Source organism: Thermodesulfobacteriota bacterium (assembly GCA_040757775.1).
In the GTDB taxonomy this organism is placed as follows: Bacteria; Desulfobacterota; UBA8473; order UBA8473; family UBA8473; genus UBA8473.
Genome location: JBFLWQ010000007.1, coordinates 44911 through 70658 on the forward strand (window position 1 = coordinate 44911; position 25748 = coordinate 70658).

The 25748-nt window shown below is 40.9% G+C and carries 26 protein-coding genes; 25 read left to right on the forward strand and 1 reads right to left on the reverse strand.

Annotation, left to right across the window (positions count from 1 at the left end; genetic code table 11):
• Positions 1–139: 139 nt before the first annotated feature.
• The 13 genes from AB1401_06220 (at position 140) to purE (ending at position 12204) form a co-directional block, all read left to right on the forward strand.
• Positions 140–658: a DUF1016 N-terminal domain-containing protein gene (locus AB1401_06220; GenBank protein MEW6615046.1), complete on the forward strand. Its 519-nt coding sequence runs from the start codon at positions 140–142 to the stop codon at positions 656–658.
• 25 nt (positions 659–683) lie between these two features.
• A complete protein-coding gene (locus AB1401_06225) occupies positions 684–983 on the forward strand; it encodes an MTH1187 family thiamine-binding protein (protein MEW6615047.1) in 300 nt (99 codons plus the stop codon).
• Positions 984–998: 15 nt separating this feature from the next.
• The gene (locus AB1401_06230; GenBank protein ID MEW6615048.1) at positions 999–1136 is read left to right on the forward strand and encodes a hypothetical protein; all 138 of its coding nucleotides are present in this window, start codon (positions 999–1001) and stop codon (positions 1134–1136) included.
• On the forward strand, positions 1114–2127 hold the full coding sequence (gene amrS, locus AB1401_06235) for an AmmeMemoRadiSam system radical SAM enzyme (protein MEW6615049.1): 1014 nt from the start codon (positions 1114–1116) through the stop codon (positions 2125–2127). The genes AB1401_06230 and amrS overlap by 23 nt, the downstream gene beginning before the upstream one ends.
• Positions 2128–2234: 107 nt before the next feature.
• Complete coding sequence (locus tag AB1401_06240; GenBank protein ID MEW6615050.1) at positions 2235–2939, forward strand: metal-dependent hydrolase; 705 nt, start codon at positions 2235–2237, stop codon at positions 2937–2939.
• 149 nt (positions 2940–3088) lie between these two features.
• Positions 3089–4249: an alanine racemase gene (alr, locus tag AB1401_06245; protein ID MEW6615051.1), complete on the forward strand. Its 1161-nt coding sequence runs from the start codon at positions 3089–3091 to the stop codon at positions 4247–4249.
• Positions 4242–5012 carry an ABC transporter permease gene (locus AB1401_06250; GenBank protein MEW6615052.1) on the forward strand — a complete coding sequence of 257 codons (771 nt, stop codon included), beginning with the start codon at positions 4242–4244 and terminating at the stop codon, positions 5010–5012. The genes alr and AB1401_06250 overlap by 8 nt, the downstream gene beginning before the upstream one ends.
• Before the next feature lie 204 nt (positions 5013–5216).
• Positions 5217–5966, forward strand: coding sequence for an ABC transporter ATP-binding protein (locus AB1401_06255; GenBank protein MEW6615053.1), 750 nt, complete (start codon positions 5217–5219; stop codon positions 5964–5966).
• Between the two features lie 18 nt (positions 5967–5984).
• Positions 5985–7034 (forward strand): MlaD family protein, encoded by a 1050-nt coding sequence (locus tag AB1401_06260; protein MEW6615054.1) that lies wholly within the window; start codon positions 5985–5987, stop codon positions 7032–7034.
• A 23-nt stretch (positions 7035–7057) separates the two neighbouring features.
• Positions 7058–8557 (forward strand): hypothetical protein, encoded by a 1500-nt coding sequence (locus AB1401_06265; protein MEW6615055.1) that lies wholly within the window; start codon positions 7058–7060, stop codon positions 8555–8557.
• Positions 8558–8794: 237 nt separating this feature from the next.
• Positions 8795–10357, forward strand: a complete 1563-nt coding sequence (purH, locus tag AB1401_06270; protein MEW6615056.1) for a bifunctional phosphoribosylaminoimidazolecarboxamide formyltransferase/IMP cyclohydrolase — start codon at positions 8795–8797, stop codon at positions 10355–10357.
• 19 nt (positions 10358–10376) lie between these two features.
• Complete coding sequence (purD, locus tag AB1401_06275; protein MEW6615057.1) at positions 10377–11651, forward strand: phosphoribosylamine--glycine ligase; 1275 nt, start codon at positions 10377–10379, stop codon at positions 11649–11651.
• A 31-nt stretch (positions 11652–11682) separates the two neighbouring features.
• Positions 11683–12204 (forward strand): 5-(carboxyamino)imidazole ribonucleotide mutase, encoded by a 522-nt coding sequence (gene purE / locus AB1401_06280; protein MEW6615058.1) that lies wholly within the window; start codon positions 11683–11685, stop codon positions 12202–12204.
• A 35-nt stretch (positions 12205–12239) separates the two neighbouring features.
• On the opposite strand, the gene AB1401_06285 is transcribed toward purE, so the two are convergent.
• Positions 12240–13070 (reverse strand): RodZ domain-containing protein, encoded by an 831-nt coding sequence (locus tag AB1401_06285; protein MEW6615059.1) that lies wholly within the window; start codon positions 13068–13070, stop codon positions 12240–12242.
• Between the two features lie 367 nt (positions 13071–13437).
• Between AB1401_06285 and AB1401_06290 the strand changes: the two genes are divergently transcribed.
• From AB1401_06290 to atpG, 12 genes are all read left to right on the forward strand, one after another.
• Positions 13438–14478, forward strand: coding sequence for a rod shape-determining protein (locus AB1401_06290; GenBank protein MEW6615060.1), 1041 nt, complete (start codon positions 13438–13440; stop codon positions 14476–14478).
• A 25-nt stretch (positions 14479–14503) separates the two neighbouring features.
• On the forward strand, positions 14504–15337 hold the full coding sequence (mreC, locus tag AB1401_06295) for a rod shape-determining protein MreC (GenBank protein ID MEW6615061.1): 834 nt from the start codon (positions 14504–14506) through the stop codon (positions 15335–15337).
• 140 nt (positions 15338–15477) lie between these two features.
• Positions 15478–15969 carry a rod shape-determining protein MreD gene (gene mreD, locus AB1401_06300; GenBank protein MEW6615062.1) on the forward strand — a complete coding sequence of 164 codons (492 nt, stop codon included), beginning with the start codon at positions 15478–15480 and terminating at the stop codon, positions 15967–15969.
• A gap of 89 nt (positions 15970–16058) precedes the next feature.
• The gene (mrdA, locus tag AB1401_06305) at positions 16059–17897 is read left to right on the forward strand and encodes a penicillin-binding protein 2 (GenBank protein MEW6615063.1); all 1839 of its coding nucleotides are present in this window, start codon (positions 16059–16061) and stop codon (positions 17895–17897) included.
• A 15-nt stretch (positions 17898–17912) separates the two neighbouring features.
• Positions 17913–19016: a rod shape-determining protein RodA gene (rodA, locus tag AB1401_06310; protein ID MEW6615064.1), complete on the forward strand. Its 1104-nt coding sequence runs from the start codon at positions 17913–17915 to the stop codon at positions 19014–19016.
• A 144-nt stretch (positions 19017–19160) separates the two neighbouring features.
• Entirely contained in the window at positions 19161–20486 is a 1326-nt protein-coding gene (dnaA, locus tag AB1401_06315; GenBank protein ID MEW6615065.1) for a chromosomal replication initiator protein DnaA, read from the forward strand.
• A gap of 152 nt (positions 20487–20638) precedes the next feature.
• Positions 20639–21760 carry a DNA polymerase III subunit beta gene (gene dnaN, locus AB1401_06320; GenBank protein ID MEW6615066.1) on the forward strand — a complete coding sequence of 374 codons (1122 nt, stop codon included), beginning with the start codon at positions 20639–20641 and terminating at the stop codon, positions 21758–21760.
• Between the two features lie 62 nt (positions 21761–21822).
• Positions 21823–22302 carry an ATP synthase F0 subunit B gene (locus tag AB1401_06325; protein MEW6615067.1) on the forward strand — a complete coding sequence of 160 codons (480 nt, stop codon included), beginning with the start codon at positions 21823–21825 and terminating at the stop codon, positions 22300–22302.
• Positions 22302–22796 (forward strand): ATP synthase F0 subunit B, encoded by a 495-nt coding sequence (locus AB1401_06330; GenBank protein ID MEW6615068.1) that lies wholly within the window; start codon positions 22302–22304, stop codon positions 22794–22796. Before AB1401_06325 ends, AB1401_06330 begins: the two co-directional genes overlap by 1 nt.
• Positions 22793–23344: an ATP synthase F1 subunit delta gene (atpH, locus tag AB1401_06335; GenBank protein MEW6615069.1), complete on the forward strand. Its 552-nt coding sequence runs from the start codon at positions 22793–22795 to the stop codon at positions 23342–23344. The genes AB1401_06330 and atpH overlap by 4 nt, the downstream gene beginning before the upstream one ends.
• Complete coding sequence (gene atpA, locus AB1401_06340) at positions 23345–24853, forward strand: F0F1 ATP synthase subunit alpha (protein ID MEW6615070.1); 1509 nt, start codon at positions 23345–23347, stop codon at positions 24851–24853.
• Between the two features lie 14 nt (positions 24854–24867).
• On the forward strand, positions 24868–25731 hold the full coding sequence (atpG, locus tag AB1401_06345) for an ATP synthase F1 subunit gamma (GenBank protein MEW6615071.1): 864 nt from the start codon (positions 24868–24870) through the stop codon (positions 25729–25731).
• The last annotated feature ends 17 nt before the right edge of the window (positions 25732–25748 follow it).

Here is a 25748-nt window from a genome sequence, read left to right on the forward strand (position 1 = left end):
ATTAGGCATTTACAAATTGAAATAGACACAGGTAGAAGGAGGATCACATGGCAATAGTTGAGGTAAGCATTGTCCCCATTGCTGTCTCTAATACCAGCCTTGGTGAATATGTGGCAAATGCCTTAAAGGATTTTAGGAAATGACCAAAGCAATTAAGAAAGAACCCTATTCAACCCTCATCACCGACCTCGCCTCTCTTATTGAGCAGGGGCGCAAGGTTGCGGTACAGTACGTAAATACCGCTCTGGTTAGTACTTATTGGCTAATGGGCAGAAGGATTGTAGAGTATGAACAGAAGGGGAAAGAACGAGCGGAATATGGTGAGGCTCTCCTAAAGAAATTGTCTATTGATTTGACTCATCGGTTCGGTAAGGGTTGGGGATTAACTAATTTGAAAACCTTCCGCCAGTTTTACCTTACCTATTCGGGTGTTATTCAAAAAAGTCATACAGTGTGTGACCAATCGATTTCTGCATTAACCGATGAAAAAAGCCACACAGTGTGTGGCGAATTGCAGCCAGTTCCCCAGACAGGACATGAAATTTCCGAGACACTGGTTCGGGAATTACCTCTATCTTGGTCTAACTACCGTTTGCTTATTCGTCTTGATGAACCATTCAAACGAGAATTCTATGAGGCGGAGTGCATAAGAATTTAGAAAAGCTGAGGAAAAGGAGAGTCAGATGGCAATAGTTGAGGTAAGTATAGTGCCTATTGGTGTACCGAATACCAGCCTTAGTGAATATGTGGCAAATGCCCTAAAGGTACTTAAAAATTCTGGACTTAAATACGATTTGACCTCCATGGGCACCATCATCGAAGGAGAGCTTGAGAGGATTCTCAGCATAATCAGAGAGATGCACGAAACCCCTTTTAAAAAGGGCGTTATGCGTGTGGTTACAACAGTAAAAATCGACGACAGAAGGGATAAACCCGCTACCTCCGAAACAAAGGTGGAATCTGTAGTTAAGAAGATGGGATGAGCAGGGGAAGAATCAATGAAACCCGCGAGCGACCCCTTCAGCAGCACACTTAAGTGTGCTGTTAAAAAGGATGGGATTGCTTTGCCTGCCTGTGGCGGGCTCGTAATGACAGGAATAGGTGTATTTTCAAATGAAAGAAGCGATGTTGTATGATAAATTAAGAGACGGAAAGGTTAAGTGCAACCTGTGCAATCATAGATGCGCCATTGCTCCCTTAAAGAGGGGGGTATGTGGTGTGCGGGAGAACAGGGAAGGGATTCTCTATTCTCTTGTCTACAATAAGGCTATTTCAAGAAACATAGACCCTATAGAAAAGAAGCCTATCTTTCATCTCTTTCCCGGCTCGAAATCCTTCTCAGTAGCCACCGCAGGATGTAATTTCAAGTGTCTACACTGTCAGAATTCGGATATTTCCCAGATGCCCATAGATCAGGACCGAATTCTTGGCAGAGATTTTTTGCCCAAAGAGATCGTCTCTGAAGCCTTACAACACAAATGTAAAAGCATCTCATATACTTATACAGAACCCACCATATTCTTTGAATACGCTTACGATACTGCTGAGTTGGCTCATAAACAGGGGATAAAAAATGTGTTTGTTACCAATGGTTATATGACCAAAGAGGCGCTTCATACTATAAGACCATATCTGGATGCAGCGAATGTGGACCTTAAGGCATTTTCTGATGATTTCTATAAAGAGATTTGTGGTGCCAAACTGAACTCTGTGCTCGATTCCATAAGGACGTTGAAGGAGATGAGGGTTTGGATCGAGATTACCACCCTGATAATACCCACATTGAACGACGGTGAAGAGGAGCTTAAGGGTATTGCAGAATTTATCAGGGAAGTAGGGGAAGACATACCCTGGCATGTAAGTGCCTTCCATCCTACCTATAGGTTGCTTGACCGACCAAGAACATCTGCAAAAATGCTTCACAGGGCAAGGGAGATAGGCATGGAGGTTGGCTTAAGGTATGTCTATTGTGGTAACATTCCTGGAGATGAAGGGGAAAATACCTATTGTTATAACTGCAAGAAATTGCTGATACAAAGATATGGATACCAGATATTACAGAACAGAGTTAAGGATGGTCTCTGTCCGGATTGTGGGGTAAAGGTCGATGGAATTGGTTTTGGATAAGGATAGCTTACTATGGTTGGAGAGTATAAATTGAAAGGGAGTGTCGCCTAAAAGTATCTGGTTGATATAGAAGGATTATTTAATAAAATTAACAAGGAGGGACAAAAATGGCAAATACTATTATTAAATGGTTGAGTCATGCTTTTTTTTCCATCACAACATCCAGGGGCAAAGTAATCTTAATAGATCCATGGGTAGACGGTAATCCATTGTGCCCTGTCAAGCTCGATGATATAACCAGGGCTGATCTTATTCTGGTTACCCATGACCATTTTGACCACTGTGGAAATGCGGCAGACATCTCTAAAAAAACCGGCGGGGTAGTGATAGGGCAGCCTGAGACGGTTGGAAGGCTAAAAACAGGGCTTTCTTTACCCGAGGGGAATGTAATATTTGGTGGCTTTGGAATGAATATAGGCGGGAGTGCGACTATAGACGGCATCTCCGTTACCATGACCCAAGCATTTCATTCATCTGAAACTGGTTCCCCATGTGGGTACATCATTAAATTGGAAAACGGGCTTACCATTTACCACGCAGGAGATACCGGTATCTTTGCAAGCATGAAGACTCTGGGAGATATCTATACTATTGATATAGCCCTGCTTCCTATAGGCAGCTGCTTCACCATGGATCCTATTCAGGCTGCTGCTGCCTTGAAACTCCTAAGACCCAGAAGAGTGATACCTATGCATTACAAGACCTTTCCTATCCTGGAGCAAGATGCCAGCAGGTTCGTTGATCTCGCAAAGAAGGAAGCACCTGCTGTTGAGTTAATAGTCCTTGAGCCTGGAGAGGAATACGTTATCTGAGAAGACAGGGGGGCTTTAAAGCCCCCCTTTTAAGATCAAGTAAGGGGAAAACACCTTGACACAAACCGATTAATCAGATATTTTTACGCCATTACTTGCTGCTGGCAGGTGGTTAAAGCCAGAATAACAATTAATAAGGAAGAAAGTTGATGTCTCATCGCCCTACAATTGCCGAAATCGATCTTGATGCCATAAAGTTCAACTATGAACAACTACGGAAAAAAGTTGGCAAAGAGACGAAGATGCTGGCTGTGGTTAAGGCAGATGGATATGGACATGGCGCCACATTTATATCGAAAGAGCTCCAGATGCTAGGGGTAGACCTGCTTGGTGTGGCTATATGTGAAGAGGGTATATCCTTGAGAAAGGCAGGGATAAAGAAACCGATTGTTATACTGAACGGCGTCTTCAAAGGGCAGGTTAAGGAAACCGTTAAATACAATCTCACTCCGGTTATCTTCGATTCAAATACTGCCCAAAGATTGTCTGATGAAGGTAAAAGGGTAAATAAACGGGTTAAGGTTCATGTGAAGATTGATACTGGCATGGGAAGGGTTGGGATTTTACCCAAAGACATAACGCCATTTTTTACTAAATTAAAGGACATGCCAAATCTAGAGGTTGAAGGGGTACTATCTCATTTATCGACTGCCGATGGAGATAGCCCGGAAGATCGAGATTTTATCTCTTTACAACTTCAGAGATTTGAAGAATGCATCAGAGAAATAGATATGCTCGGTTTCTATCCTCCTTTAAGGCACATCGCCAACAGTGCCGCGAGTGTCGATTTGCCGCCTTCCTTTTGCAACGTATTGCGACCTGGTTTAATGCTCTACGGGGCACACCCTTCTTCCAGGTTTGCCGAAAAGATCCAATTGAAACCTGTTATGAGCTTAAAGACAGAGATCATGCAAATAAAGAATATCCCTCCGGGATATAGTATCAGCTATAAAAGGACTTTTGTGACTCAACGGGATTCGGTTATAGCTACTTTACCTGTCGGCTATGCAGATGGTTATAGCAGGCTCTTGTCCAACAGAGGGACAGCATTGATTGGAGGGGAAAAGGCGCTGGTGGTTGGAACTGTGTGTATGGATATAACAATGGTCGATGTGACTAATATCCAAAACGTAAACGTGGGGGATGAGGCAGTCTTGATGGGGAGACAGGGAAATCATGAAATTTCTGCTGATGAGATAGCTGAAAAGATGGGGACTATCTCTTATGAGGTCTTTTGTGGGGTAAGCAAGCGTGTCCCCAGGATTTATATAAAAGGCAGAAAGATTATCGGGAAGAAAACTTATGTTTAAGTTCTTTGATTTTTTGGGTTCTATGGTAATACACTTTATTGAAGAGGGCGGAAGAATAATGCTTCTCTTCATAAAGACACTCATGTGGACATTTCGCCCACCTCTAAACCCCAAAAACATTCTGCAACAGATGGAAGAAGTGGGGGTTAATTCCATTCCGGTGGTGCTTATAATGTCAATCTTTACTGGAATGGTCTTGGCTCTGCAGAGTTATACAGGATTTCGAAGGTTCAATGCCGAGGCATTCGTAGGTACAGTAGTTGCTCTGTCAATGGTTAGAGAACTTGGACCTGTGCTTTCTGGCTTAATGGTCTCGGGTAGAGTTGGGGCAGCTATGGCTGCCGAACTTGGTACTATGCAGGTTACAGAACAGATTGATGCCCTTTACACTCTCGCGACCAATCCCATCAAGTTTCTCATAGTCCCCAGATTCTTAGCCGCTCTCTTTGTAATGCCTTTATTGGTTATCTTATCTGATATAATTGGGATTTTAGGGGGTTATCTCGTCAGTGTAGTTATGCTGGGTACCAATTCTACAATCTACATAAAAAGGACATGGGACTATATGGAACTGGATGATATATACACCGGTTTGTTAAAGGCCTGTGTCTTTGGAATAATAATCGCTACTATAAGTTGCTATCAAGGTTTTTATACCCGGGGCGGGGCTGAGGGGGTTGGTAAAGCCACAACCAGGGCGGTGGTGCTTTCCTCCTTAATAATCCTGATATCCAACTACTTCATTACTGCCCTGATGTTCTGAAAATAGGGAGTAAGTCAAACCTGAAATGAGAGCTTTGAAAAACTTCTGCTATGTCATTTCGGCTCCCTCGCTTGTCATTCCGAATCCGCCTCTGGCGGATGAGGAATCTTGTTATTTGAGTAGATTTTCAAAGCTCTTCTGAAAGGAGCTAGTAAGCAGGCTGAAATGTCAAAAGAAGACCAACAGGGCTCTAAGCCAGACAATATGATTGTGGTTAGAAACCTCTACAAATCCTTTGGGAAGAACCACGTGCTTCAGGGATTAAATCTGGAAGTGAAGCGCGGTGAGGATATTGTAGTAATCGGCGGAAGTGGTACGGGAAAGAGTGTGTTGATCAAATGTATAATTGGTCTAATCAAACCCGATAAAGGGACCATAGTTGTGGATGGCGAAGATACATCTTCCTTCAATGAGGCGAAGCTCAATGAAATGAGGAAGAAGTTTGGTATGCTCTTTCAGTTCGGTGCCCTATTTGACTCAATGCCGGTATGGGAGAATGTGGGTTTTGGGTTAAAACAGCATACCAACCTTAAGGATGATGAGATACGGGGTATAGTTGCCGAAAAGCTTAACCTGGTTGGATTAAATGGTATTGAGGAGCTAATGCCCTCTGAGCTCAGTGGCGGAATGAAAAAGAGGGTTAGTTTAGCCAGGGCAATAGCAATGGAGCCCGAAATCCTCCTCTACGACGAACCGACTACCGGGTTAGACCCTATAATGGCCGATGTAATCAATGAACTGATTATCCAGTTGAGGGAGAAGCTGAAGGTTACATCTATAGCCATCACCCATGATATGGTAAGTGCTTACAAAATAGGTGACAGGATCGCAATGCTCTATAAGGGCAAGATCATAGAAATAGGTACCCCTGGTGAAATAAGAAACTCAAAGAACGAGATAGTGCAGCAGTTTATTCAAGGAAAGTCAGAAGGACCAATAACCAGAGGGGAGTAAAGAATAGGAGGGTTTGTTATGAAGAAGATGTCCACTGAAATAAAGGTAGGTGTGTTCGTGGTACTGGGAATACTTGTCCTTGCCTACATGACTGTAAATATAGAGAAGATAAGGATTGGCAGGGCGGTGGGATATAGAGTGTATACAAAGCTGGACTCTGCCTCAGGGTTGGTTAAGAATTCACCTGTCAGGATTGCAGGCGTTGAAGTAGGCAGGGTAGAAAACATTGCCCTCGATGCTGGAAAGGCAAAGGTGACCTTACGTCTCCCCTTTCAGGTAACCCTGCCCGTTGATTCTCTGGTTTATGTGAAATCAGAGGGACTCTTAGGCGAAAAGTATATCGAGATTCAACCAGGTTCGTCTAAAGATGTATTTGCCCGGCAAAATGCTGAAATCAGGCAGGGGGCATCTCAGGTAGACATGGATCAGATATTTGCTCAAGTAAACTCTGTTGCCACAGATATTAAAGGAGTAACTGCCTCATTAAACAGGGTATTAGGGGGGCAAGAAGGCGAACAGACCTTGAGAAAGACCTTTGAAAATATTAAAGAGGTAACCAATGAGTTGAATATAACAGTGAAGCAAAATAGAGAAAAATTTAGTACTATTATGAATAATTTTGAAAAACTCAGCGGTAACCTGGTCGGGGTATCTGCCAAGGCTGGAGATGCCTTTAACACTATAGACAGGGTCGCAAAGAAGATCGACAATGGGGAGGGAACCCTGGGTAAACTGGTGGCGGATAAAACTCTATATGACCAGTCCAAAGGTGCCATGGCAAGCCTTAACAATATAGTCAAAAAGATTGAAAAGGGGGAGGGAACTCTGGGTAAACTGGTGGCGGATAAAACTCTATATGACCAGTCCAAAGGTGCCATGACAAGCCTTAACAATATAGCCAAAAAGGTTGAAAAGGGGGAGGGAACCCTGGGCAAATTGACTACTGACGAGACCCTTTATACTGAGACAAAGAGTGCCCTAAAGAAGGTTAATAAGGCTGCCGGAGGGTTACAGGAGCAAACTCCTATAACTGTGTTGGGGACTGTTTTAGGTACTGTTTTGAAATAGGAGAAGATACTTAAGGAGACAGGATGAAGAGAACTATTGTCTTTATAATTACCCTTTTTCTCTTGATTCTTGCCTCCGGATGTGCCACTTCTCTTACAAACAACCGCAGATTGAATATGGAACCTTTATTCAATTATGACAGGGACACAGAGACAGAAGCATCTGAATTGGATGCTCTTGGTCCCCTTTTTACCTTTCAGTCTAAACCGAAGGAAAAAGAATACGGGTTTAGGCCCTTTTTTTATGTGAGGAAAAACGAAGATGACCATTTTAAGGAGGTAGAGTTCCTATACCCGCTTGGCAGGTACAGAAAAACAGACAAAGAAAGGGTTTCTCAGTTTGTTCCCTTTTTTTCTTCTCACAAGGATCTAACCGAAGACTCCAAGAAGCCCTCTGATTTCGGGTTCTTCCCTGTCTTCTGGGGAAAAGATGAGGAAGATAAGAGCTATTGGGGGGTTTTCCCTATATACGGACGGCTAAACCACAGGTTTGGAAAGGATCAGATCCGCTTCGTTCTCTGGCCTGTGTATTCTGATTCTAAAGAGGACGATTCATGGACATATAACGTCCTTTGGCCAATCTTTTCTTATACCACAGGGGAAGGCAAAAGGGGGTTTAGAGTATGGCCTCTTTACGGACATGAAGAAAAAACGGGTGAATATTCAAAGAATTTCGCATTATGGCCTATATTCTTCTTTCAAAAAACTGACATGGATACTGACAACCCCCAAAGGTTTACGGCAGTTTTCCCGCTGTTTGCAGATACCAGCTCACCACAAAAGGACTCAAGGACATTTCTTTGGCCTTTTTTCAACTATACCAATGACAAAGCGAATAATTATAAACAATGGGATATGCCCTGGCCAATCTTCCATTACAGCAAAGGAAAAGAAATTAAAAGCTTTAGATTGTTTCCCCTTTATGGATACAAGACAAGACCTGATTCAAAGACCCGTTTCTTTCTATGGCCATTATACACATATGACAAAGAAATTCTTGAAGACCACGAGGACACAACTTATAGATTCCTGTTAATCAATAAATATCAAAGAATGGTATGGAAAGGGAATCTTAAGGACGCAAAATCCGTAAGAATATGGCCTATATTCTATTATAATAGAAAACAAGATGGCTCTGTTAAATTCTCCTTCCCGGAGATTATCCCCTTAGAGGATGAGGGATTTGAAAGAAACTGGGCACCACTTTTCAGGCTTTACCAATATAAGGGAGATGCCGAGGGTAATATGGAATCAAAATTCTTCTGGGGGCTTTACAGACACAAAAAGATGGATTCAAAAGAGTTTTTTGAGCTATCTTTTCTATTATCATATGAAAAAGAGAAAAATAGAATGTGCTTTTCTGTGTTAAAGGGGCTTTTTGAATACCAACAGGAAAACGGTGTGAATTCTATCAGGCTCCTTTATCTTCCTCGTTTAATAAAATGGGAATCCGGCGAAGAGACCCAGAATCAGCCGGTCTTGCCAGCCTCAAGAAGATTGGGAGAGAGCTGGGTTTATGACTAAATAGTTCACCCTGAAAAACGAGAAGTTTCCTTTGGAGCGAACATGAGCAGGATTTTTGGGGTACCCATCTTGACGAAGCGGAAGATAAGTCAGCCTTTGGCGGATTTGACCCGCCAGAGGCGGGGAGTTCCTGAAAATGCCTGAAGCAAGTCTAGGATGGGTCAAAAAACCTGCGCGGGAGAGCGGAAAAGGGAATTCTTCAGAGTGGACTAAATACAGATGAAAGGACTGAAAAATATGCCAAAGATTAAAAGGGCGTTGATAAGTGTCTCAGACAAAGAAGGGATTGGACAATTCGCCATGGGGCTAAATGGCATGGGAGTCGAAATACTATCTACAGGGGGGACAGCCTCTCTGCTGAAAGGGAATGGACTGCCCATAATATCTGTGTCTGATTATACCGGATTCCCGGAAATGTTAGATGGAAGGGTTAAAACCCTTCACCCAAAGATACACGGGGGGCTTCTCGGGCAGAGAAGCAATAAAGAACATTTGGACAAGATGAAAGAGCACGGGATTGAACCCATTGACATGGTAATAGTTAACCTCTATCCCTTCGAGGAAACAATAGCTAAAGAGGGATGTACCCTTTCCGAGGCTATTGAGAATATCGACATTGGGGGGCCTACCATGCTACGTTCTGCTGCCAAGAACTACACTGATGTTACTGTTATAGTTGATCCAGCAGACTACGACAGAGTGTTAAAAGAAATGAAAGAGAATGACGGGGTTGTATCGTTGGATACAAATTTCCGGTTGGCCAAAAAGGTTTTTCAGCTAACGGCAAGATACGACGGTGCCATTTCAAACTACCTGGGAAGCCTGGACAACAAAGAAAAAAGACATGGGTTCCCGGAGACTCTTACCTTACAATTCGGGAAGAGCCAGGGATTGCGCTATGGTGAAAACCCCCATCAAGAGGCTGCGTTTTACACAGAAAGAAGCATTAAAGAGCCATGTGTATCCAATGCTTCCCAGCTTCAGGGAAAAGAACTCTCCTTCAATAATATCATTGACCTGGATGCTGCCTTAGAGACAGTGAAAGAATTTCAGGAGATAGCGGCTGTAATCATTAAGCACACCAATCCCTGCGGCGTAGCAACATCTGAAAAATCCTTAGTAAATGCCTATTGCAAGGCAAGGGATTGTGACTTTACATCTGCCTTTGGGGGAATCGTCGGTCTTAACCGAAAGGTTGATATCAAGACAGCAGGCGAGATTACTGCCACATTTATTGAGGCAATCATAGCACCAGGATACGATGAGGATGCACTGGAAATATTAAAAGAGAAAAAAGACCTGAGGGTTCTCCTTGTTCCCAGCCTTGAAGGATACATTCAGGAAGGATACGACCTGAAAAAGGTTGTGGGGGGGCTTCTGGTACAGGATAGAGACCTGGGCATGGTAGACTTCAAATCTTTGAAGGTAGTCACTAAGAGAAACCCCGCAGAAGATGAACTTAAGGCTATGAGTTTTGCATGGAAGGTCTGTAAACATGTCAAATCCAATGCCATCGTATATTCCACCTCGGATCAGGTTGTTGGGATTGGTGCAGGACAGATGAGTAGGGTGGATTCTTCCAAGCTAGCTGTAATGAAGGCAATTTTACCCACAGAGGGAACTGTTTTGGCTTCAGATGCCATGTTCCCTTTTCGAGACGGTGTAGATGCTGCTGCGGAAGCAGGGGTAACAGCCATTATACAGCCCGGAGGCTCTATAAGGGATGAAGAGATAATCCAGGCAGCCAACGAACACAATATCGCCATGGTATTTACCATGATGAGGCATTTCAGGCATTAGTAAATCCTAAGGAAATGAAATGAAAATACTGGTAGTTGGATCCGGAGGCAGGGAACACGCTTTGGTCTGGAAGATCAACCAAAGTCCCAGAGTATCAAAGATATACTGTGCTCCCGGCAACGGAGGGATAAGCAAGCTTGCAGAGTGTGTTGACATTCAGGCTACAGATGTTCATTCTCTTTTAAAATTCGCAAAACAAGAAGAGGTCGGACTTACTGTTGTTGGTCCGGAGTTACCCTTAACCATGGGCATAGTCGATGAATTTGAGAAAGAAGGCCTCCGGATATTTGGCGCCAGTAAAAAATCGGCAGAGATTGAAGAGAGCAAGGCATTTGCCAAGGATCTGATGAAGAAATACGGGATACCCACAGCAGAATACCGCACATTCACCTCTAGAGACGAAGCAGTAGACTATATAAGAGAAAAAGGGGCCCCTCTTGTAATCAAGGCCGATGGACTGGCAGCGGGAAAGGGGGTTATCCCTGCCAAAACCATTGAAGAGGCTGTAGATGCCGTAGATCTTATTATAGTCAAAAAGGCATTCGGTGAGGCAGGCAAAAGGGTAGTAGTTGAGGATTTTTTAAGTGGTGAAGAGGCATCTTTTCTGGTCTTTACCGATGGTAAATATGTGATTCCCCTGCCATCTTCCCAGGATCATAAACCAATATTTGATGAAGATAAGGGACCAAATACAGGTGGCATGGGAGCTTACTCCCCTGTCCCTATCGTAACAGAGAGTTTACATAAACAGATAATGAAAGAAATAATTCAACCGACCATAAGTGGTATGGCTTCAGAAGGAAGGAAATATAAAGGGGTCTTATATGCAGGATTGATGATTACGAATGGCTGGGCAAAGGTTTTGGAGTTCAACGCCAGATTTGGTGACCCTGAAACACAACCCTTGCTTATGAGGATGAAGAGCGATATAATTCCTGTTTTGGAGGCCACCATAGATGGAAATCTCCCTAAGATAAAGGTTGAATGGGATGAGAGGGCTGCTGTTTGTGTGGTTATGACATCTGGGGGGTACCCGGGAAGTTATCAAAAAGGCTTTGACATCACTGGGTTAGAAGAGATATCAAAGATACCAGGTGTCGAAGTGTTTCATGCGGGAACGGTTATAAAAGATGGAAAGATAATTTCAGATGGCGGAAGGGTTCTGGGGGTAACTGCGTTAGAATATGGGATTAAAGATGCCATTGGTTTAGCTTACAGGGCAGTTAAGAATATTCACTGGGAAGGTGTGTATTATCGGCAGGATATTGGCAGGAAGGCTTTAAATTGTAAATAACGCAGCAAAAAGGAGGAAAAAATCTGGTGCGATGAAAGAAGATATGAGGGGGAAAAATCCGTTGGTTTCCATTGTTCTGGGCAGTGATTCCGATTTGCCTATTATGGAGGAAGCCAGAAAGGTTTTGGAAAATCTGGGCATAGAGTATGAGCTGACCATTTCTTCTGCCCATCGTTCTCCAGAGAGGACGGTGAAATACGCTAAATCTGCTATCAAAAAAGGGGTTGAGGTGATTATAGCCGCTGCTGGCGGGGCTGCACACTTAGCAGGGGTAATTGCTGCAGAGACGGTCTTACCGGTAATTGGTGTCCCTATTGATTCATCTTCTCTAAAGGGTTTAGACGCACTGCTCTCGACAGCCCAGATGCCCGGAGGTGTGCCTGTTGCTACCATGGCTATTGGAAAAGCAGGAGCAAAGAATGCAGCAATCCTCGCTGCTCAGATATTGGGTGTGAAGTACTCTAAAATTAGAGACGAGTTGAAGAGGTATAAAAGAGAACTGGCATTTGAAGTGGAAAAGAAGGCACAAAAGCTAGAAAACCAGGTAAGATAAAATCTCCTCTTTGCTAAGGGTTTTTTCAGTGTGAACTACCTAATCTTCTCATTGGGCAGAGTTATAGACACTACTTGCCCTGAATTTCCGAGCTTACCCAGGGCTTTTCCGTTATAGAAAAGATCAATTCCTCCAGCGTTCCCGATGAATAATTTGAGTGTATGAAGGGCATTCCATGTTAATTTTTCCCCTGGCTTCAGGATAACTTCAAAAGGCGGTTTATCATCGATTTGAACCCTTAACCAGGTTGTTTCAGAAGTTTTTGCCAGGAGGGTTTTTTCTCCCTCTTTTTGAGATTCGGCCTTTTTCTTCTCTGATATTAATGGTTCTCTCCCATCGGACAATGAGATAGTTGATCCAGGTTCTTTCGGCGGTTTATCCGCTGTTACCACCCTCTCCGCTGTCTCTTCGGGCAAAGGGAGCTGAACCATCGTTTCTTCAGGTGGCACAGGAGGTACCAGCGATGGTTTAGAAATAACATCTGTACGGGTTTTAATCTCCTCTTTTTTGTCGAGGTAAAGATAAAAAAACAGAAAAACAATTAAGATTATTGCTAATGGAGAAATGATAAGTAATCGTTTGGACAAAGGGGGTTTTTCTGGGGGGGGAGCAATCTCTTTGACCTTTTTCAGGTTATTTAAATAACTCTTATATTGCAGAACGACCTCGTCCTTATCCAATCCCACATAACTTGCATATGCCTTTAAGAATCCTATGACAAAAACTTCCGCAGGCAACTTGTCTGTGTCATCACTCTCTATAGCCTCCAGGAAGACCTTTCTTATCCTCGTAGCTGCTGAAATCTCTTCAAGGGAAACAGACCTTGATTCTCTCTTTTTCCTGAGATATTCTCCAAAAGAGTCCATGTTGCTCCAAATAATATCTGTTTATAAACTGCCCGGAGGCAATCTTTGTTTGACCAACTGTTTTTTAACACATATTAAAAATTCTTGCAATAAAAAGATTTTGATACAAATTTGAACATATCTCTCCTTCGGTGCAGACTTGTAGGGGTTCGATTTATCGAACCCGCAATGACGGGCGTCATAAATGCCGCCCCTACAAATACGTGAAAAGGAAATTCCTATACAACAAATTAATTTATCGCTTGATATAAGACATATTATCTGATATATTCCCACCCCATTATTAACTTACCTTAAATTCGATTTAATTCTTTCTCTTCCTGTGAGAAGAATTGTTGAATTTCCTAAAATTAGAAGGGAGAATTAGATGCTTTTCGACTCTATTTTGGGTTTGTTTTCCAATGATTTGGCTATTGATCTGGGCACAGCAAATACCCTTGTATACGTCAAAGGTAAAGGTATTGTCTTGAGCGAGCCATCAGTGGTTGCTGTCCGCAGTAATTATCCAGAAGGTATTAAAAAGGTTTTAGCAGTAGGGATGGAGGCAAAAAAAATGTTGGGGAGAACCCCCGGAAGCATCGTTGCCATTCGTCCAATGAAAGATGGTGTTATCGCTGACTTTGAGATTACAGAGGCAATGCTTAGATACTTTATAACAAAGATTCATAACCGCCGTGCGCTGGTAAGGCCTAGAATCATTATATGTGTTCCGTCTGGTATTACGCAGGTTGAAAAACGCGCTGTCAGAGAAACCGCTGAGTCTGCTGGTGCCAGAGAGGTCTACCTAATAGAGGAACCAATGGCAGCTGCGATCGGAGCAGGGTTGCCCGTTAGTGAACCTGCAGGAAATATGATTGTTGACATAGGAGGGGGGACCACCGAAGTTGCTGTAATTTCTTTGTCTGGCATTGTTTACAGTCAGTCCGTCCGCGTTGCTGGTGATAAGATGGATGATGCCATAGTTCAATATGTTAAAAGGAAGTACAATCTTTTAATAGGGGAAAGAACTGCCGAGTTAGTGAAGGTTACAATAGGTACGGCTTATCCCGACAAAGAGATAAAGACCATGGAAGTAAAGGGCAGAGATTTAGTAGACGGTATCCCTAAAATTTTGCAGATCGATTCCGAAGAGATTAGAAGCTCACTGGCGGAGCCTATCAATACCATAATCGAGGCTGTCAGAATAGCCCTTGAGAGAACCCCTCCAGAATTAGCCGCCGATATTGTAGACAAGGGGATTGTTTTGATCGGGGGAGGTGCTTTATTAAAAAACTTGGACATGCTTTTAAAAGAAGAAACCGGGCTTCCAATAATACGTGCCGATGATCCTCTGTCTGCTGTAGTTCTGGGCGCTGGAAAGGCTTTAGATGAGCTGCCTCTTTTAAAGGAGATAATGATCCGATCTTAGCATAAAAAATTTAATAAGGGGAACGATGCTTTCTATCTTCAGGAGATACCGAGTAATAGTAATCGCTGTCTCTCTTTGTATAGTTTCCATACTCCTTATCTCCCTAAATATTAAAGAAAGGAAGAAGCCCCATCTTTTTCAAAAGATTATTTTCGAGGTCTCTTCACCTTTTCAAAAGACAATTCAGTCAACTGTAGGGGGTGTAAAAACCCTGTGGGGCAATTATATCTTCCTTGTAAACCTTAAAAAAGAAAATACCGCTTTAAGCAAAACCATTAATGCCTTGAAAGAAGAGAACCTTCGTTTAAGGGAAGCGGCTATTGCCAACATGCGGTTAAGAAAACTCCTCCTCTTTAAAGATGAGTTCAGGAGCCCGATGGTTCCTGCAGAGGTAATTAGTGAGGATCCTTCCAGTTGGTTTAAAACCATCATTCTCGATAAGGGCAGCAAGGATGGTATTGAAAAAAAGATGGCGGTAGTAACCTCGGAGGGAATGGTTGGGCGTGTCATAGGGGTTTACAGGTCTGTCTCCAAGGTTCTGTTGTCAACAGATCACAGCAGCGCTATTGATGTTATGGTACAAAGGACCAGAGCTAAAGGAATCCTTGAAGGAATGGTAAATCAGACATGTCAGTTAAAGTATGTCTCTCGTGCCGATGATGTAAGAATAGGAGATGATATTATATCTTCTGGTTTAGGCGGAATATTCCCAAAAGGGCTGCTTCTAGGAAGGGTGAGCAAAATAAAAAAGGAAGGTTCTGGGTTGTTCCAATATATTGAGGTGACTCCCAGTGTAGACTTTACTAAACTTGAAGAGGTCTTCATAGTAGTCGGAGATAAATCCGCATTGACGAAATAAGTCAAAGTGGTTTTCTTTTCTTTATTACTCTCGAATCCTGGAATCCTCGAACCCTTGCGGCGCAAAAGATTAAAATGAAGTTTTCGCCTAAGGGCTAGGGTCCTTCTTCCATTCCCTAATGGGAATAATAAAGGTTAGGTATGGGGGGGTTTTTTGGCTTCTTATTGTTAGGAATAGTTTTTTTAAGCTTACAAACTACAATTTTGAACTTTTCCCCCCATATTCCCGTTAAGCCGGACCTTATTATAATAATGGTAGCCTATCTCGGGATATTTCAGGGGCCAGTGAGAGGTATATTTCTTGCTGCCATCTTGGGCTATCTTACGGATACTCTTTCTGGGGGAATAACAGGGTTGTTCACCTTTCTAAGGATTCTAACTTTCGTTCTAACAAAACTGGCATGTGAAAATCTTTATCTCAAAAGTGCCCTTTCTCAAACAATACTAATAATAATGCTGAGTATTATTGATGGAATCCTCTTGCTTTTAACCCTGTATGTATTCAGCTCTGTTGAGAATCTATGGATTTTTGTCGCAAGGGTTCTTCCTATTCAAGCTATCTTAACTGGTATATTCGGCCCGCTGATATTCTTAATATTGAACAAAACAGGATTATTGTTTGAGCCTCGATGAATAGCATGTTCTTTGAAGTCTCTATTTTGCCCATCTTTTATCCATCAAAGGGAAGAGAAAAAAGGTTCACCTTATAACTACAATCAGCAATGTTACTGTATGATAAAGACAATAAAAAAGAATTCGAAAAAAGGCTGTTTTTTTCTATTGTGTTCGCAATAGTTGCCTTTGTTATCATCCTCTCTAGACTATGGCACCTACAAATACTCCAAGGAAAAAAATTTAAAAGCCTTTCTGAAAATAACCGAATAAGAATTGTTAAAATACCCGCCCCAAGAGGGATTATATTCGACCGAAAGGGTAGGGTTCTGGTAGAGAACTACCCTTCCTTTGATCTATCCATAATACCCGAGGATGTTAATGGCCTAGAAAGGACAATAAAAGAACTAAGTGGCTTATTAAACGTAAAGGCTGAATTGTTTGAGGCGAAGTTAAAAGAGTCTCAGGGCAACCCTCCATTTAAGCCTATAAAGGTAAAAACGAACCTTGATTATAGAGAGGTGGCTATTGTTGAAACAAACAAACTGGATCTCCCTGGAATAACAATTGAAATAGAGCCCAAGCGTCTTTACATATTTGGCAAATTAGCAGCTCATCTTATTGGATACATGGGGAAAATCAGCGAGTCTCAATTGAAAACAAGGGTTTCGTCTGGATATAACATGGTGGACTTAATAGGAAAATACGGTATAGAGCATGATTATGAACCCGTTTTAAGGGGAAGTAACGGAGGAGCTCAGGTTGAAGTTGACGCTGTTGGGAGAAAAGTAAGGGTTTTACGTGAACTGGAACCAACTCCTGGTGAAAACATATTCTTAACTGTTGAATTAGACATTCAAAAACTTGCAGAAAAAGCTCTCTCTGATATGATAGGTACTGTTATAGTAATGGACCCAAATACTGGGGATATTCTTGCATTGGCTAGCAGTCCTTCCTTCAATCCAAATATGTTCTCTCCAGGAATCTCTTCGAAAGATTGGGAGGCTCTCGTAACTAATCCTTATAATCCGTTAGCAAACAAGGCTATTCAAGGACAATATCCGCCAGGTTCCGTATACAAGATTATTACCGCCATAGCAGGTCTTGAGGAGAAAGTTATTACGCCAGAAACCATCTTTTACTGTGACGGCTCCTACAGATTCGGCAGGCGACCATACAGGTGCTGGCAAAAGAAAGGACACGGGAGGGTTAATCTCCACCGGGCATTGGTGGAGTCTTGTGATGTTTACTTTTACCAGGTGGGACAAAGACTGGGAGTGGACAGAATAGCATATTATTCCTCTTTGTTTGGTCTTGGCAAACCAACTAGTATTTCTCGCACAAACGAAAAACGGGGGCTGATCCCAACACGCTTATGGAAATTAGAAACTCTAAAATCTCCCTGGCGAGAAAGCGAAACCTTGTCTACAGCAATTGGACAGGGTTTTGTTCTGGTTACACCCCTTCAAATCTTAAATTTAATATCCTCCATAGCTAACGGAGGCGTACTGTATCGCCCACAGATAGTAAAAAAAATCGGGTCCCCGGGAGGAAACATTATCAAGGAATTCTTTCCCGAAAAGATGAAAAAAATTCACGTTGCTGACAACAGTATTAATTTAATAAAAGATGCTCTTTGGGGAGTGGTTAATGAACGCCTCGGCACTGGATGGAGGGCCAGAATAGAAGGGGCTAATGTTGCGGGAAAGACAGGAACCGCCCAAGTAGTAGGATTGCCAACGGGGGTGGATGAGTTAAAAAAATTTGTTCCTTTTGAGCACAGAGACCATGCCTGGTTTGCCGCTTTTGCCCCAAAAGACAGACCCAAAATGGCTATTGTGGTGCTACTGGAACATGGAGGGCATGGGGGTAATAAGGCTGCACAAATTGCCGGGGACATTATAAAAGGAGCCCTTAAAATTCTAAATGACGACGATTCCTCTTTTTAAGGTAAAAAATTCTTTATGAAATTTGATCGAAGGTTAGTCTTAAATTTTGACTGGTTTCTTCTTTTTATAACGATACTTATTGCTACTATTGGAGTAGTTAACATCTATAGTGCAACTTTTGCCGTAAAAGAACCTGATGGAATGCCTGTCTATCTAAAACAGATATGCTGGATTCTTGTGGGAATCTTTGCAATGTTTCTCTCTTTCTGTGTAGATTACCGTTTGTTGGAACGCTCTGCCTATCCTTTGTTTGTAGTGGCTGTCTTATTGCTAATCTTGGTAATTCCTTTTGGCAAAAGTGTTGCCGGATCAAGAAGATGGCTTCAACTTGGGGTTTTTTCACTACAACCGTCGGAGTTTCTTAAAATCGCTCTAATATTTATACTATCAAAGTACTTTAATAAATATCATGGTTATAGCCCGGGGGCAATTCGTGGTTTTCTTGTTCCCTTTCTTATTCTGGCATTACCGGTTATCCTTGTTCTTCTTCAACCAGATTTAGGAACAGCTCTTATTATTATATTGATCTTTCTATCTCTCTTATTGTTCAATGGAATAAAGATAAAAAATATTCTAATAATGTCCTCGGTTTTTTTAGCAGGGCTTCCTCTGTTTTGGCACTGTTTAAAAAATTATCAAAAAATGAGAATATTAACCTTTATTAATCCGGATCTCGATCCCCTAGGTTCTGGCTATCATATAATTCAATCAAAGATTGCTATAGGTTCCGGGGCATTTTGGGGAAAGGGATTTTTAAAAGGAACCCAAAGCCAGTTACTTTTCCTTCCTGAACAACATACTGATTTTGTTTTCTCGGTTTTTGCAGAAGAATGGGGGTTTGTCGGGGCTCTTATTGTAGTGTTTCTATATTTACTTGTTGTGCTTTGGGGCTTACGAATAGCTGCTCATTCAAGAGAGGATTTTTGTGCCTTTTTGACCTTTGGCATAGCCTCTATGTTCTTCTGGCAGATATTCATTAATATAGGCATGTCTGTGGGTATTATACCCGTTGTTGGCGTTCCATTACCTCTTATGAGTTATGGAGGGTCATCTACTATATCATTTCTGCTTGGGATTGGTATACTTATCAATATTAGTACAAGAAGATTCTTGTTTTAATTCGTCTATATAAAAAGCCTTTAGTAAAATTTTAAATAATTAATTCTTGATAAATGAATTCCTTTTGTTTATTATACCAATATCGTGTTTTAAAATCTATTAACAGGTGTTGATAAACCTGTGGAAAAATAGGTTTTTATTTTTATGGATATTTGGCAGGGCGTATTAGAAACAATAGAAAAAATTGTTGATCCCCGTACTTTTGAAAATTGGTTTATGCCCATCAAATTAATTTCCATGAATCAGGAAACCATAGAAATAGAAGTACCAAATAAATTCTTTAAGGATTGGTTTTCTGAAAACTACCTGCCCCTTATAAAAAATGCTGTATTCACTTTTACTAATAGAGAATACATCTTCAAGTTTTCTTGCTCTAAGCAAAAAAAGGGGGCTCGTCCCCATAATTATAATAAGTCTATAGCAACAAAGATATCCCCCCTCCTGCGCGGCTCGTCAATAGGAGATCCGCTAAACCAAAACTATTCATTTGAAAACTTTGTGGTTGGGAACAGCAATCAATTTGCTCATGCTGCCTCTCTTGCTGTAGCAACTAATCCAGCAAGGGCGTATAATCCTCTTTTTATTTATGGAGGAGTCGGTCTTGGAAAAACTCATTTGTTAAATGCTATAGGGAATTTTATAACAAATAAATCTATACAAATATGCTATGTAAGTTCAGAAAATTTTATGAATGAGTTGATTAATTCTATCCGATATGATAGGATGGCAACTTTTAGGGAAAAATTTAGGGGCATAGAGGTTTTGCTTATTGACGACATTCAGTTTATAGCAGGGAAAGAAAGAACGCAGGAAGAGTTTTTTCATACCTTTAACTCTCTCTATGAATCTCAAAAACAAATAGTTGTAACAAGCGATAAGTTTCCAAAAGAAATTCCATATTTAGAAGAACGGCTTCGTTCTAGATTCGAGTGGGGGCTTATTGCTGATATACAACCACCAGAAACAGAGACAAAGATTGCAATTTTAAAAAATAAGGCGTACTACAATAATATACCGCTTCCTGATGATGTAGCTTTTTTTCTTGCAGAAAACATAAAGTCTAACATTAGAGAACTAGAGGGGTCCCTTATAAGAATAGGTGCCTTTGCTTCTCTAACTGAAAGTGAAATAAATTTAAACATTGCAAAGGAGGTTTTAAAAGAAATAATTTCAAACAAGAACAAAGAAGTCAGTATTGATGCTATACAAAAAGCAGTTGCTTACTTTTTTAAGATCAGGGTCTCTGATTTAAATTCTAATAAAAAACTAAAGATATTTACACTACCAAGACAAATAGCAATGTATTTATCAAGAAAACTCACCAATCTTTCTTTTCCCGAGATTGGGATCTCTTTTGGAGGAAAAGATCATTCAACAGTAATTTATTCTGTAAATAAAATAGGTAAACAGATCGAGTCTGATAGCTTAATAAAAGAAGCTGTTAATTCTATTAAAGCTAAAATAGAGTAATTGTATTTCTACAACAGCGAATAATTTTTTCCTTTTATTATCAACAAAAAAAATAATGTAATTCCTGGCTGTTAGCTTTCTTATTAACAAACCCACAGTAACTACTACTATTACTGTTATATAGTTAAAGTAGTAATAATAGGGTATTAAAAATGGAACTCATAATCAAAAGAGAAGATTTATTAAAGGTTCTTTTAAAAACTCAAGGCATTATCGAAAAAAGAAATGTAATGTCTATATTAGAAAATGTTCTGATGGATGTGAAAACAGATAGGGTGGATTACTCTGCAACAAATCTGGAAATTGGAATATATGGTAGTTGTGAAATTGAGGGAATAAAAGAAGGAAAGATGGTGCTGTTAGCTAAAAAGACCCTCGAAATAGTTAGGGAACTGCCAGAAGAAAAGGTGTCTTTAAAATTAAAAGAATCTTCTCAAGGAGGAGGGAGTATAGAGATTGTTTGCGGGAAATTTGTATTTAATCTTACTAGTATGGACCCCAAAGAATTTCCTTCTTTGCCGACATACGAAGATGTTAATTTATTTCCTGTAGATATTGAGAAGGTTAGGGAGATGATTAAAAAGACAATATTTGCCGCTTCATTAGATGAAAAAAGGCACAATCTGAATGGGGTGTTCTTTGAAAAGGATGAAAGAATAATTAGGATGGTTGCAACAGATGGACATAGACTTTCTATGATAGAAAAAGAAGAAGAGGAGACAGCAGATTTCAGATTAGACAAAGGAATTATATTTCCGAGAAAGGGACTCAATGAGCTTAAGAGGATATTAGAAGATGATAAGGAAAATAAAAAGGTATATATTGGAATAAAAGAAAATAATTGCGTTTTTAAGATAGGCCGGCTATCTATGATAATGAGATTGCTGGAGGGAGAATTCCCTGATTATAGGATGTTAATACCTAAGGATAACGACAAAAAGTTTGTAGTTAACAAAAGCAGATTTATAAATTCCTTAAGAAGGGTATCGCTGGTTTCTGAAGAAAGATTGAAACCAGTTAAGTTTTATATTTCTACAGGAAAGATAGAATTGAGAGCAAGCAATGCGGATTATGGAGAGGCATATGAGGAAATGGAATTAGACTATGGAGGTCCGGATTTAATGATGGCTTTTAATGCAGGTTATTTTATCGAAGCCCTGAATATTTTAGATGGAGATGACGCATTAATAGAGTTAAAAGATGCTTTAAGCCCGGCCGTATTAAAAACGAATGATAGTAGCCATATAAGCATAATAATGCCAATGAGGGCATAAAAAGATTTGGGGGGTTAAAATATAGGACGTATATATGTAAATATGATAATGGCAAGAAAATAATGATAGAAAAGATAAAAGACACTGAGACATATAGAGGGGAGGCAGTTAAATTGATAAGTTTAAATTATACACTATTTATTCAGATTATAGTTTTTCTTACAGTTTTGTGGATATTAACCAGATTTCTTTTTAAACCGGTTATTAATATTTTAGATGAAAGGTTAGAAAAGACAGAGGGCTTAAATAAAAAGGGAAAGGAAATAGAAGAAGAGGCTAAAAAGAAAAAAGAGGAGTATGAACAGAGACTTAAGGATGTGAGACGCAGGGCGCTGGAAATAAGAGATGGTTTGAAAAAAGATGGAGTAGAGGAAGAAAAAAATATACTAAAGGCCGTTACAAAAGAGGCAAAAGACAGTATAGAAGAGAAGAAGGGGGGGATATATAGAGATATAGACCGGGTAAAAAGCGAGCTGGAGAAACGAATGGAAGAAAATTCCCGAGATATAGCAGAAAAGGTTTTTGGAAGGAGAATAGAGTAATGGATAAAGAGATATGGAGTTTAATATGGAAAATTGCGAACTTTACAATTTTGGTTGTACTTCTTTATAAACTTCTGGCCAATCGGGTAAAGACCTTTTTTGAAAATAGAAGAATGAGTATAGAAAATGCTATAAAAGAAGCAGAGAAAATAAAGAATGAAGCGGAAAAGAAGTATGAAGAATTAAAAGAAAAGCTGCAAAATATAGACAAAGAGGCAGAAAAGATTACGGAGCTTTTTAGAAAGGAAGGGTTGGCCGAAAAAGAGAGGATAATAGAGAATGCAAAAAAAGAGGCAGAGAAGATAAAAAAGCAGGCCGTCCAAACAATAGAGCAGGAAGCAATAAAGGCAAGATTGATGATTAGAAAAGAGTTTGCAGAATTAATGGTTAAAATGGCAGCCGACCTGATAAGTAAAAAGCAAAACGACAACGATAATGAGAGAATTGTAAAAGAATACATAGAAAACATAGAAAAGGTGGTAGAATTAAATTGATAAGCACTAGCATTACAAGACGATATGCGGAAGCCCTAATCAGTATTGGAGTAGAGGAAGACAGTTGTGAAAAATTCGAGTCCGAACTCACAAAAATAAATAATACTCTAGATGAAAATATTGAATTAAGAAATGTTATATATAGCTCCGTATATCCAATTAAAGACAGAAAAGGGATATTGAAGGAAATTATTAAACGACAGGAAGTTTCAAAAAACGTTGAGAACTTTTTGAATCTTCTAATAGACAAGAAAAGAATAGAGTTTCTCCCTCATATCTTAAAGAGGTATAGGGAAATACTTGACCAGATTGTTGGCAGAGTTAGGGCTAAAGTCATTGTAGCAAAAGATATGCCAGAAGATCTGATTTCTAAGCTGAAAGAATCCCTGGAAAGATATTCTGGCAAGGAAGTATTGTTAGAAATACAAGAGGATCCAGCCATTATAGGTGGTGTAATAACGAAATTGGGGAATGTTATCTTTGATGGCAGCATTATGACACAGCTTGAAAAAGTGAAAAAATCAATAGTAAGGGGGGAAGAGGGTTAAATGCAGATTAGAGCGGAGGAGATAAGTGAAATAATCAAAAAACAGATAAAGGAATACGACAGAGAAATAGATGTTAGCGAAACTGGCACTGTGCTCTCGGTAGGGGATGGAATTGCCAGAATATATGGTTTGGAGAATGCTATGGCAGGGGAACTAATAGAGTTTCCGGGAGAAATCTATGGCATGGTTTTAAATCTAGAAGAGGATAATGTTGGAGTAGCCATACTTGGGGAGGACATACATATTAAAGAGGGAGATACAGTAAAAAGGACAAACAGGATAACAGAGGTGCCCGTAGGTGAAGAACTTGTGGGAAGGGTAGTGAGTGCCATTGGTCAGCCTTTGGACGGCAAAGGGTCTATTGAAACCAAAGAATTCCGGTCTGTAGAGGCAAAGGCACCCGGCGTTGTTTCCAGAACCCCGGTTAAGGAACCCTTACAAACAGGCCTTAAGGCTATTGATTCTATGATACCCATTGGCAGGGGGCAAAGAGAGCTCATTATTGGTGATAGACAGACAGGCAAGACAGCCGTGCTAATTGATACTATTATAAACCAGAAAGAGACCGATGTCTTTTGTATCTATGTTGCGATAGGACAAAAAAAGTCAACCATAGCCAGGGTTGTCGACACATTGGATAAGTTTGGAGCCATGGAGTATACAACTGTAGTTTCTGCAGCAGCATCCGATCCTGCCCCATTACAATTTATAGCCCCGTATGCAGGTTGTGCCATGGGAGAGTATTTTAGGGATAACGGGAAACACGCCCTGGTTATATATGATGACCTGTCAAAACACGCAGTTGCCTATAGGCAGATGTCGCTTCTTTTAAGGCGCCCCCCTGGAAGAGAGGCATATCCTGGAGACATATTCTATTTACACTCAAGGTTGCTGGAGAGAGCCGCAAAGATGAATGAAAAATTAGGAAGCGGTTCCCTGACAGCTCTGCCTGTTATTGAAACCCAGGCAGGGGACGTTTCTGCTTACATTCCGACGAATGTTATTTCTATTACAGATGGTCAGATATACCTCGAGCCCGATCTCTTTTATGCAGGGATAAGACCTGCGATTAACGTGGGATTGTCCGTCTCAAGGGTTGGTGGGAATGCCCAGAATAAAGCAATGAAGCAGGTTGCCGGAAGCTTGAGGCTGGATTTAGCTCAATATCGTGAACTGGCAGCATTTGCTCAATTTGGAAGCGATTTGGATAAGGCGACACAAGCCCAGTTGGCGAGAGGAAGCAGGTTGACGGAGCTGCTGAAGCAGGGGCAGTATAAACCAATTCCCGTGGAAAAACAGATACTGATTATTTATGCTGGCACAAAAGGGGTTGTTGATGAATATCCCGAGCATGTTCTGGGAAAATATGAAGAGCAGCTTTTCAAGTTCTTCGATGAAAAGCATGGAGATATTTTGGCAGAGATAAAAGAGAAAAGGGAACTTGATAGTGCGCTTGATGACAGGACAATGAAAGCACTGACCGAATTTAAAGGAATATTTACCCCTTGAGAGGTTGAGTTGATATGGCAACATTAAGAGATATAAGAAGAAGGATAGGCAGTGTTAAGAATACACAGACAATAACTCGGGCTATGCAGATGGTTGCTGCAGCCAAATTGAGACGGGCACAGGATAGCGCGTTAAAAGCCCGACCCTATGCAGAAAAGATGGGGGAGGTATTAAGCAGCTTGGCTCTGAGGACGCGAGGAGAAGCCCACCCACTCCTTGAAAGAAGGGAGTCAAAGAGGGTTAGAATTATAGTAATTACGGCAGAACGGGGGCTTTGCGGGGCATTTAACAATAATGTGCTCTCTAAGGCAGAAGGTATTATAAAAGAGAACAAAGAGAGGTCTTTAGAGACATCGCTGGTAGTGATTGGCATAAAGGGAAGGGATTACTTTAAAAGGAGAAAATATAATAGACATCAAGAGTACACAAATGTCCTCGGTGATTTAAAATACAGCCTTGCTTCTAATATTGGAAGGGACATTGTAGAATCCTACGGGGACAGAGAAGTCGACGAGATCAGTTTGGTCTATACAAAATTTCGCTCCACTATGAGACAAGAGGTAGTCGCAGAAACCCTTTTACCAATTAAGCCTATGGAAATAGAACCAGGGGAATCGGTTATAGATTATATCTATGAACCCGACGAAGAGAGGATACTGAAAGAGATACTTCCACGATACATTGAGGTTCAGATATTCAAGGCATTGTTGGAATCAGTGGCAAGTGAATACGCAGCAAGGATGATGGCTATGGAGGCGGCAACTAAAAATGCCGGCGAATTGATTAACAGCCTTACCTTATCCTACAATAAAGCAAGGCAGGCAACTATTACAAAAGAGATGATGGATATTGTAGGTGGATCGGAAGCATTAAAATAAGTTAGAGTTATAAGGAG

Bases quoted from the DNA above. Each gene is read 5' to 3' on its own strand.
- mreD (MEW6615062.1), top strand. From the start codon at position 15,478: ATGGGGGGGTTTTTTGGCTTCTTATTGTTAGGAATAGTTTTTTTAAGC.
- amrS (MEW6615049.1), top strand. From the start codon at position 1,114: ATGAAAGAAGCGATGTTGTATGATAAATTAAGAGACGGAAAGGTTAAG.
- AB1401_06265 (MEW6615055.1), top strand. From the start codon at position 7,058: ATGAAGAGAACTATTGTCTTTATAATTACCCTTTTTCTCTTGATTCTT.
- AB1401_06330 (MEW6615068.1), top strand. From the start codon at position 22,302: ATGGATAAAGAGATATGGAGTTTAATATGGAAAATTGCGAACTTTACA.
- atpA (MEW6615070.1), top strand. From the start codon at position 23,345: ATGCAGATTAGAGCGGAGGAGATAAGTGAAATAATCAAAAAACAGATA.
- AB1401_06230 (MEW6615048.1), top strand. From the start codon at position 999: ATGAAACCCGCGAGCGACCCCTTCAGCAGCACACTTAAGTGTGCTGTT.
- AB1401_06225 (MEW6615047.1), top strand. From the start codon at position 684: ATGGCAATAGTTGAGGTAAGTATAGTGCCTATTGGTGTACCGAATACC.
- AB1401_06285 (MEW6615059.1), bottom strand. From the start codon at position 13,070: ATGGACTCTTTTGGAGAATATCTCAGGAAAAAGAGAGAATCAAGGTCT.
- atpG (MEW6615071.1), top strand. From the start codon at position 24,868: ATGGCAACATTAAGAGATATAAGAAGAAGGATAGGCAGTGTTAAGAAT.
- mreC (MEW6615061.1), top strand. From the start codon at position 14,504: ATGCTTTCTATCTTCAGGAGATACCGAGTAATAGTAATCGCTGTCTCT.
- rodA (MEW6615064.1), top strand. From the start codon at position 17,913: ATGAAATTTGATCGAAGGTTAGTCTTAAATTTTGACTGGTTTCTTCTT.
- alr (MEW6615051.1), top strand. From the start codon at position 3,089: ATGTCTCATCGCCCTACAATTGCCGAAATCGATCTTGATGCCATAAAG.
- purH (MEW6615056.1), top strand. From the start codon at position 8,795: ATGCCAAAGATTAAAAGGGCGTTGATAAGTGTCTCAGACAAAGAAGGG.
- AB1401_06220 (MEW6615046.1), top strand. From the start codon at position 140: ATGACCAAAGCAATTAAGAAAGAACCCTATTCAACCCTCATCACCGAC.
- mrdA (MEW6615063.1), top strand. From the start codon at position 16,059: ATGTTACTGTATGATAAAGACAATAAAAAAGAATTCGAAAAAAGGCTG.
- purD (MEW6615057.1), top strand. From the start codon at position 10,377: ATGAAAATACTGGTAGTTGGATCCGGAGGCAGGGAACACGCTTTGGTC.
- AB1401_06250 (MEW6615052.1), top strand. From the start codon at position 4,242: ATGTTTAAGTTCTTTGATTTTTTGGGTTCTATGGTAATACACTTTATT.
- purE (MEW6615058.1), top strand. From the start codon at position 11,683: ATGAAAGAAGATATGAGGGGGAAAAATCCGTTGGTTTCCATTGTTCTG.
- dnaN (MEW6615066.1), top strand. From the start codon at position 20,639: ATGGAACTCATAATCAAAAGAGAAGATTTATTAAAGGTTCTTTTAAAA.
- AB1401_06240 (MEW6615050.1), top strand. From the start codon at position 2,235: ATGGCAAATACTATTATTAAATGGTTGAGTCATGCTTTTTTTTCCATC.
- dnaA (MEW6615065.1), top strand. From the start codon at position 19,161: ATGGATATTTGGCAGGGCGTATTAGAAACAATAGAAAAAATTGTTGAT.
- AB1401_06260 (MEW6615054.1), top strand. From the start codon at position 5,985: ATGAAGAAGATGTCCACTGAAATAAAGGTAGGTGTGTTCGTGGTACTG.
- AB1401_06325 (MEW6615067.1), top strand. From the start codon at position 21,823: ATGATAGAAAAGATAAAAGACACTGAGACATATAGAGGGGAGGCAGTT.
- AB1401_06255 (MEW6615053.1), top strand. From the start codon at position 5,217: ATGATTGTGGTTAGAAACCTCTACAAATCCTTTGGGAAGAACCACGTG.
- AB1401_06290 (MEW6615060.1), top strand. From the start codon at position 13,438: ATGCTTTTCGACTCTATTTTGGGTTTGTTTTCCAATGATTTGGCTATT.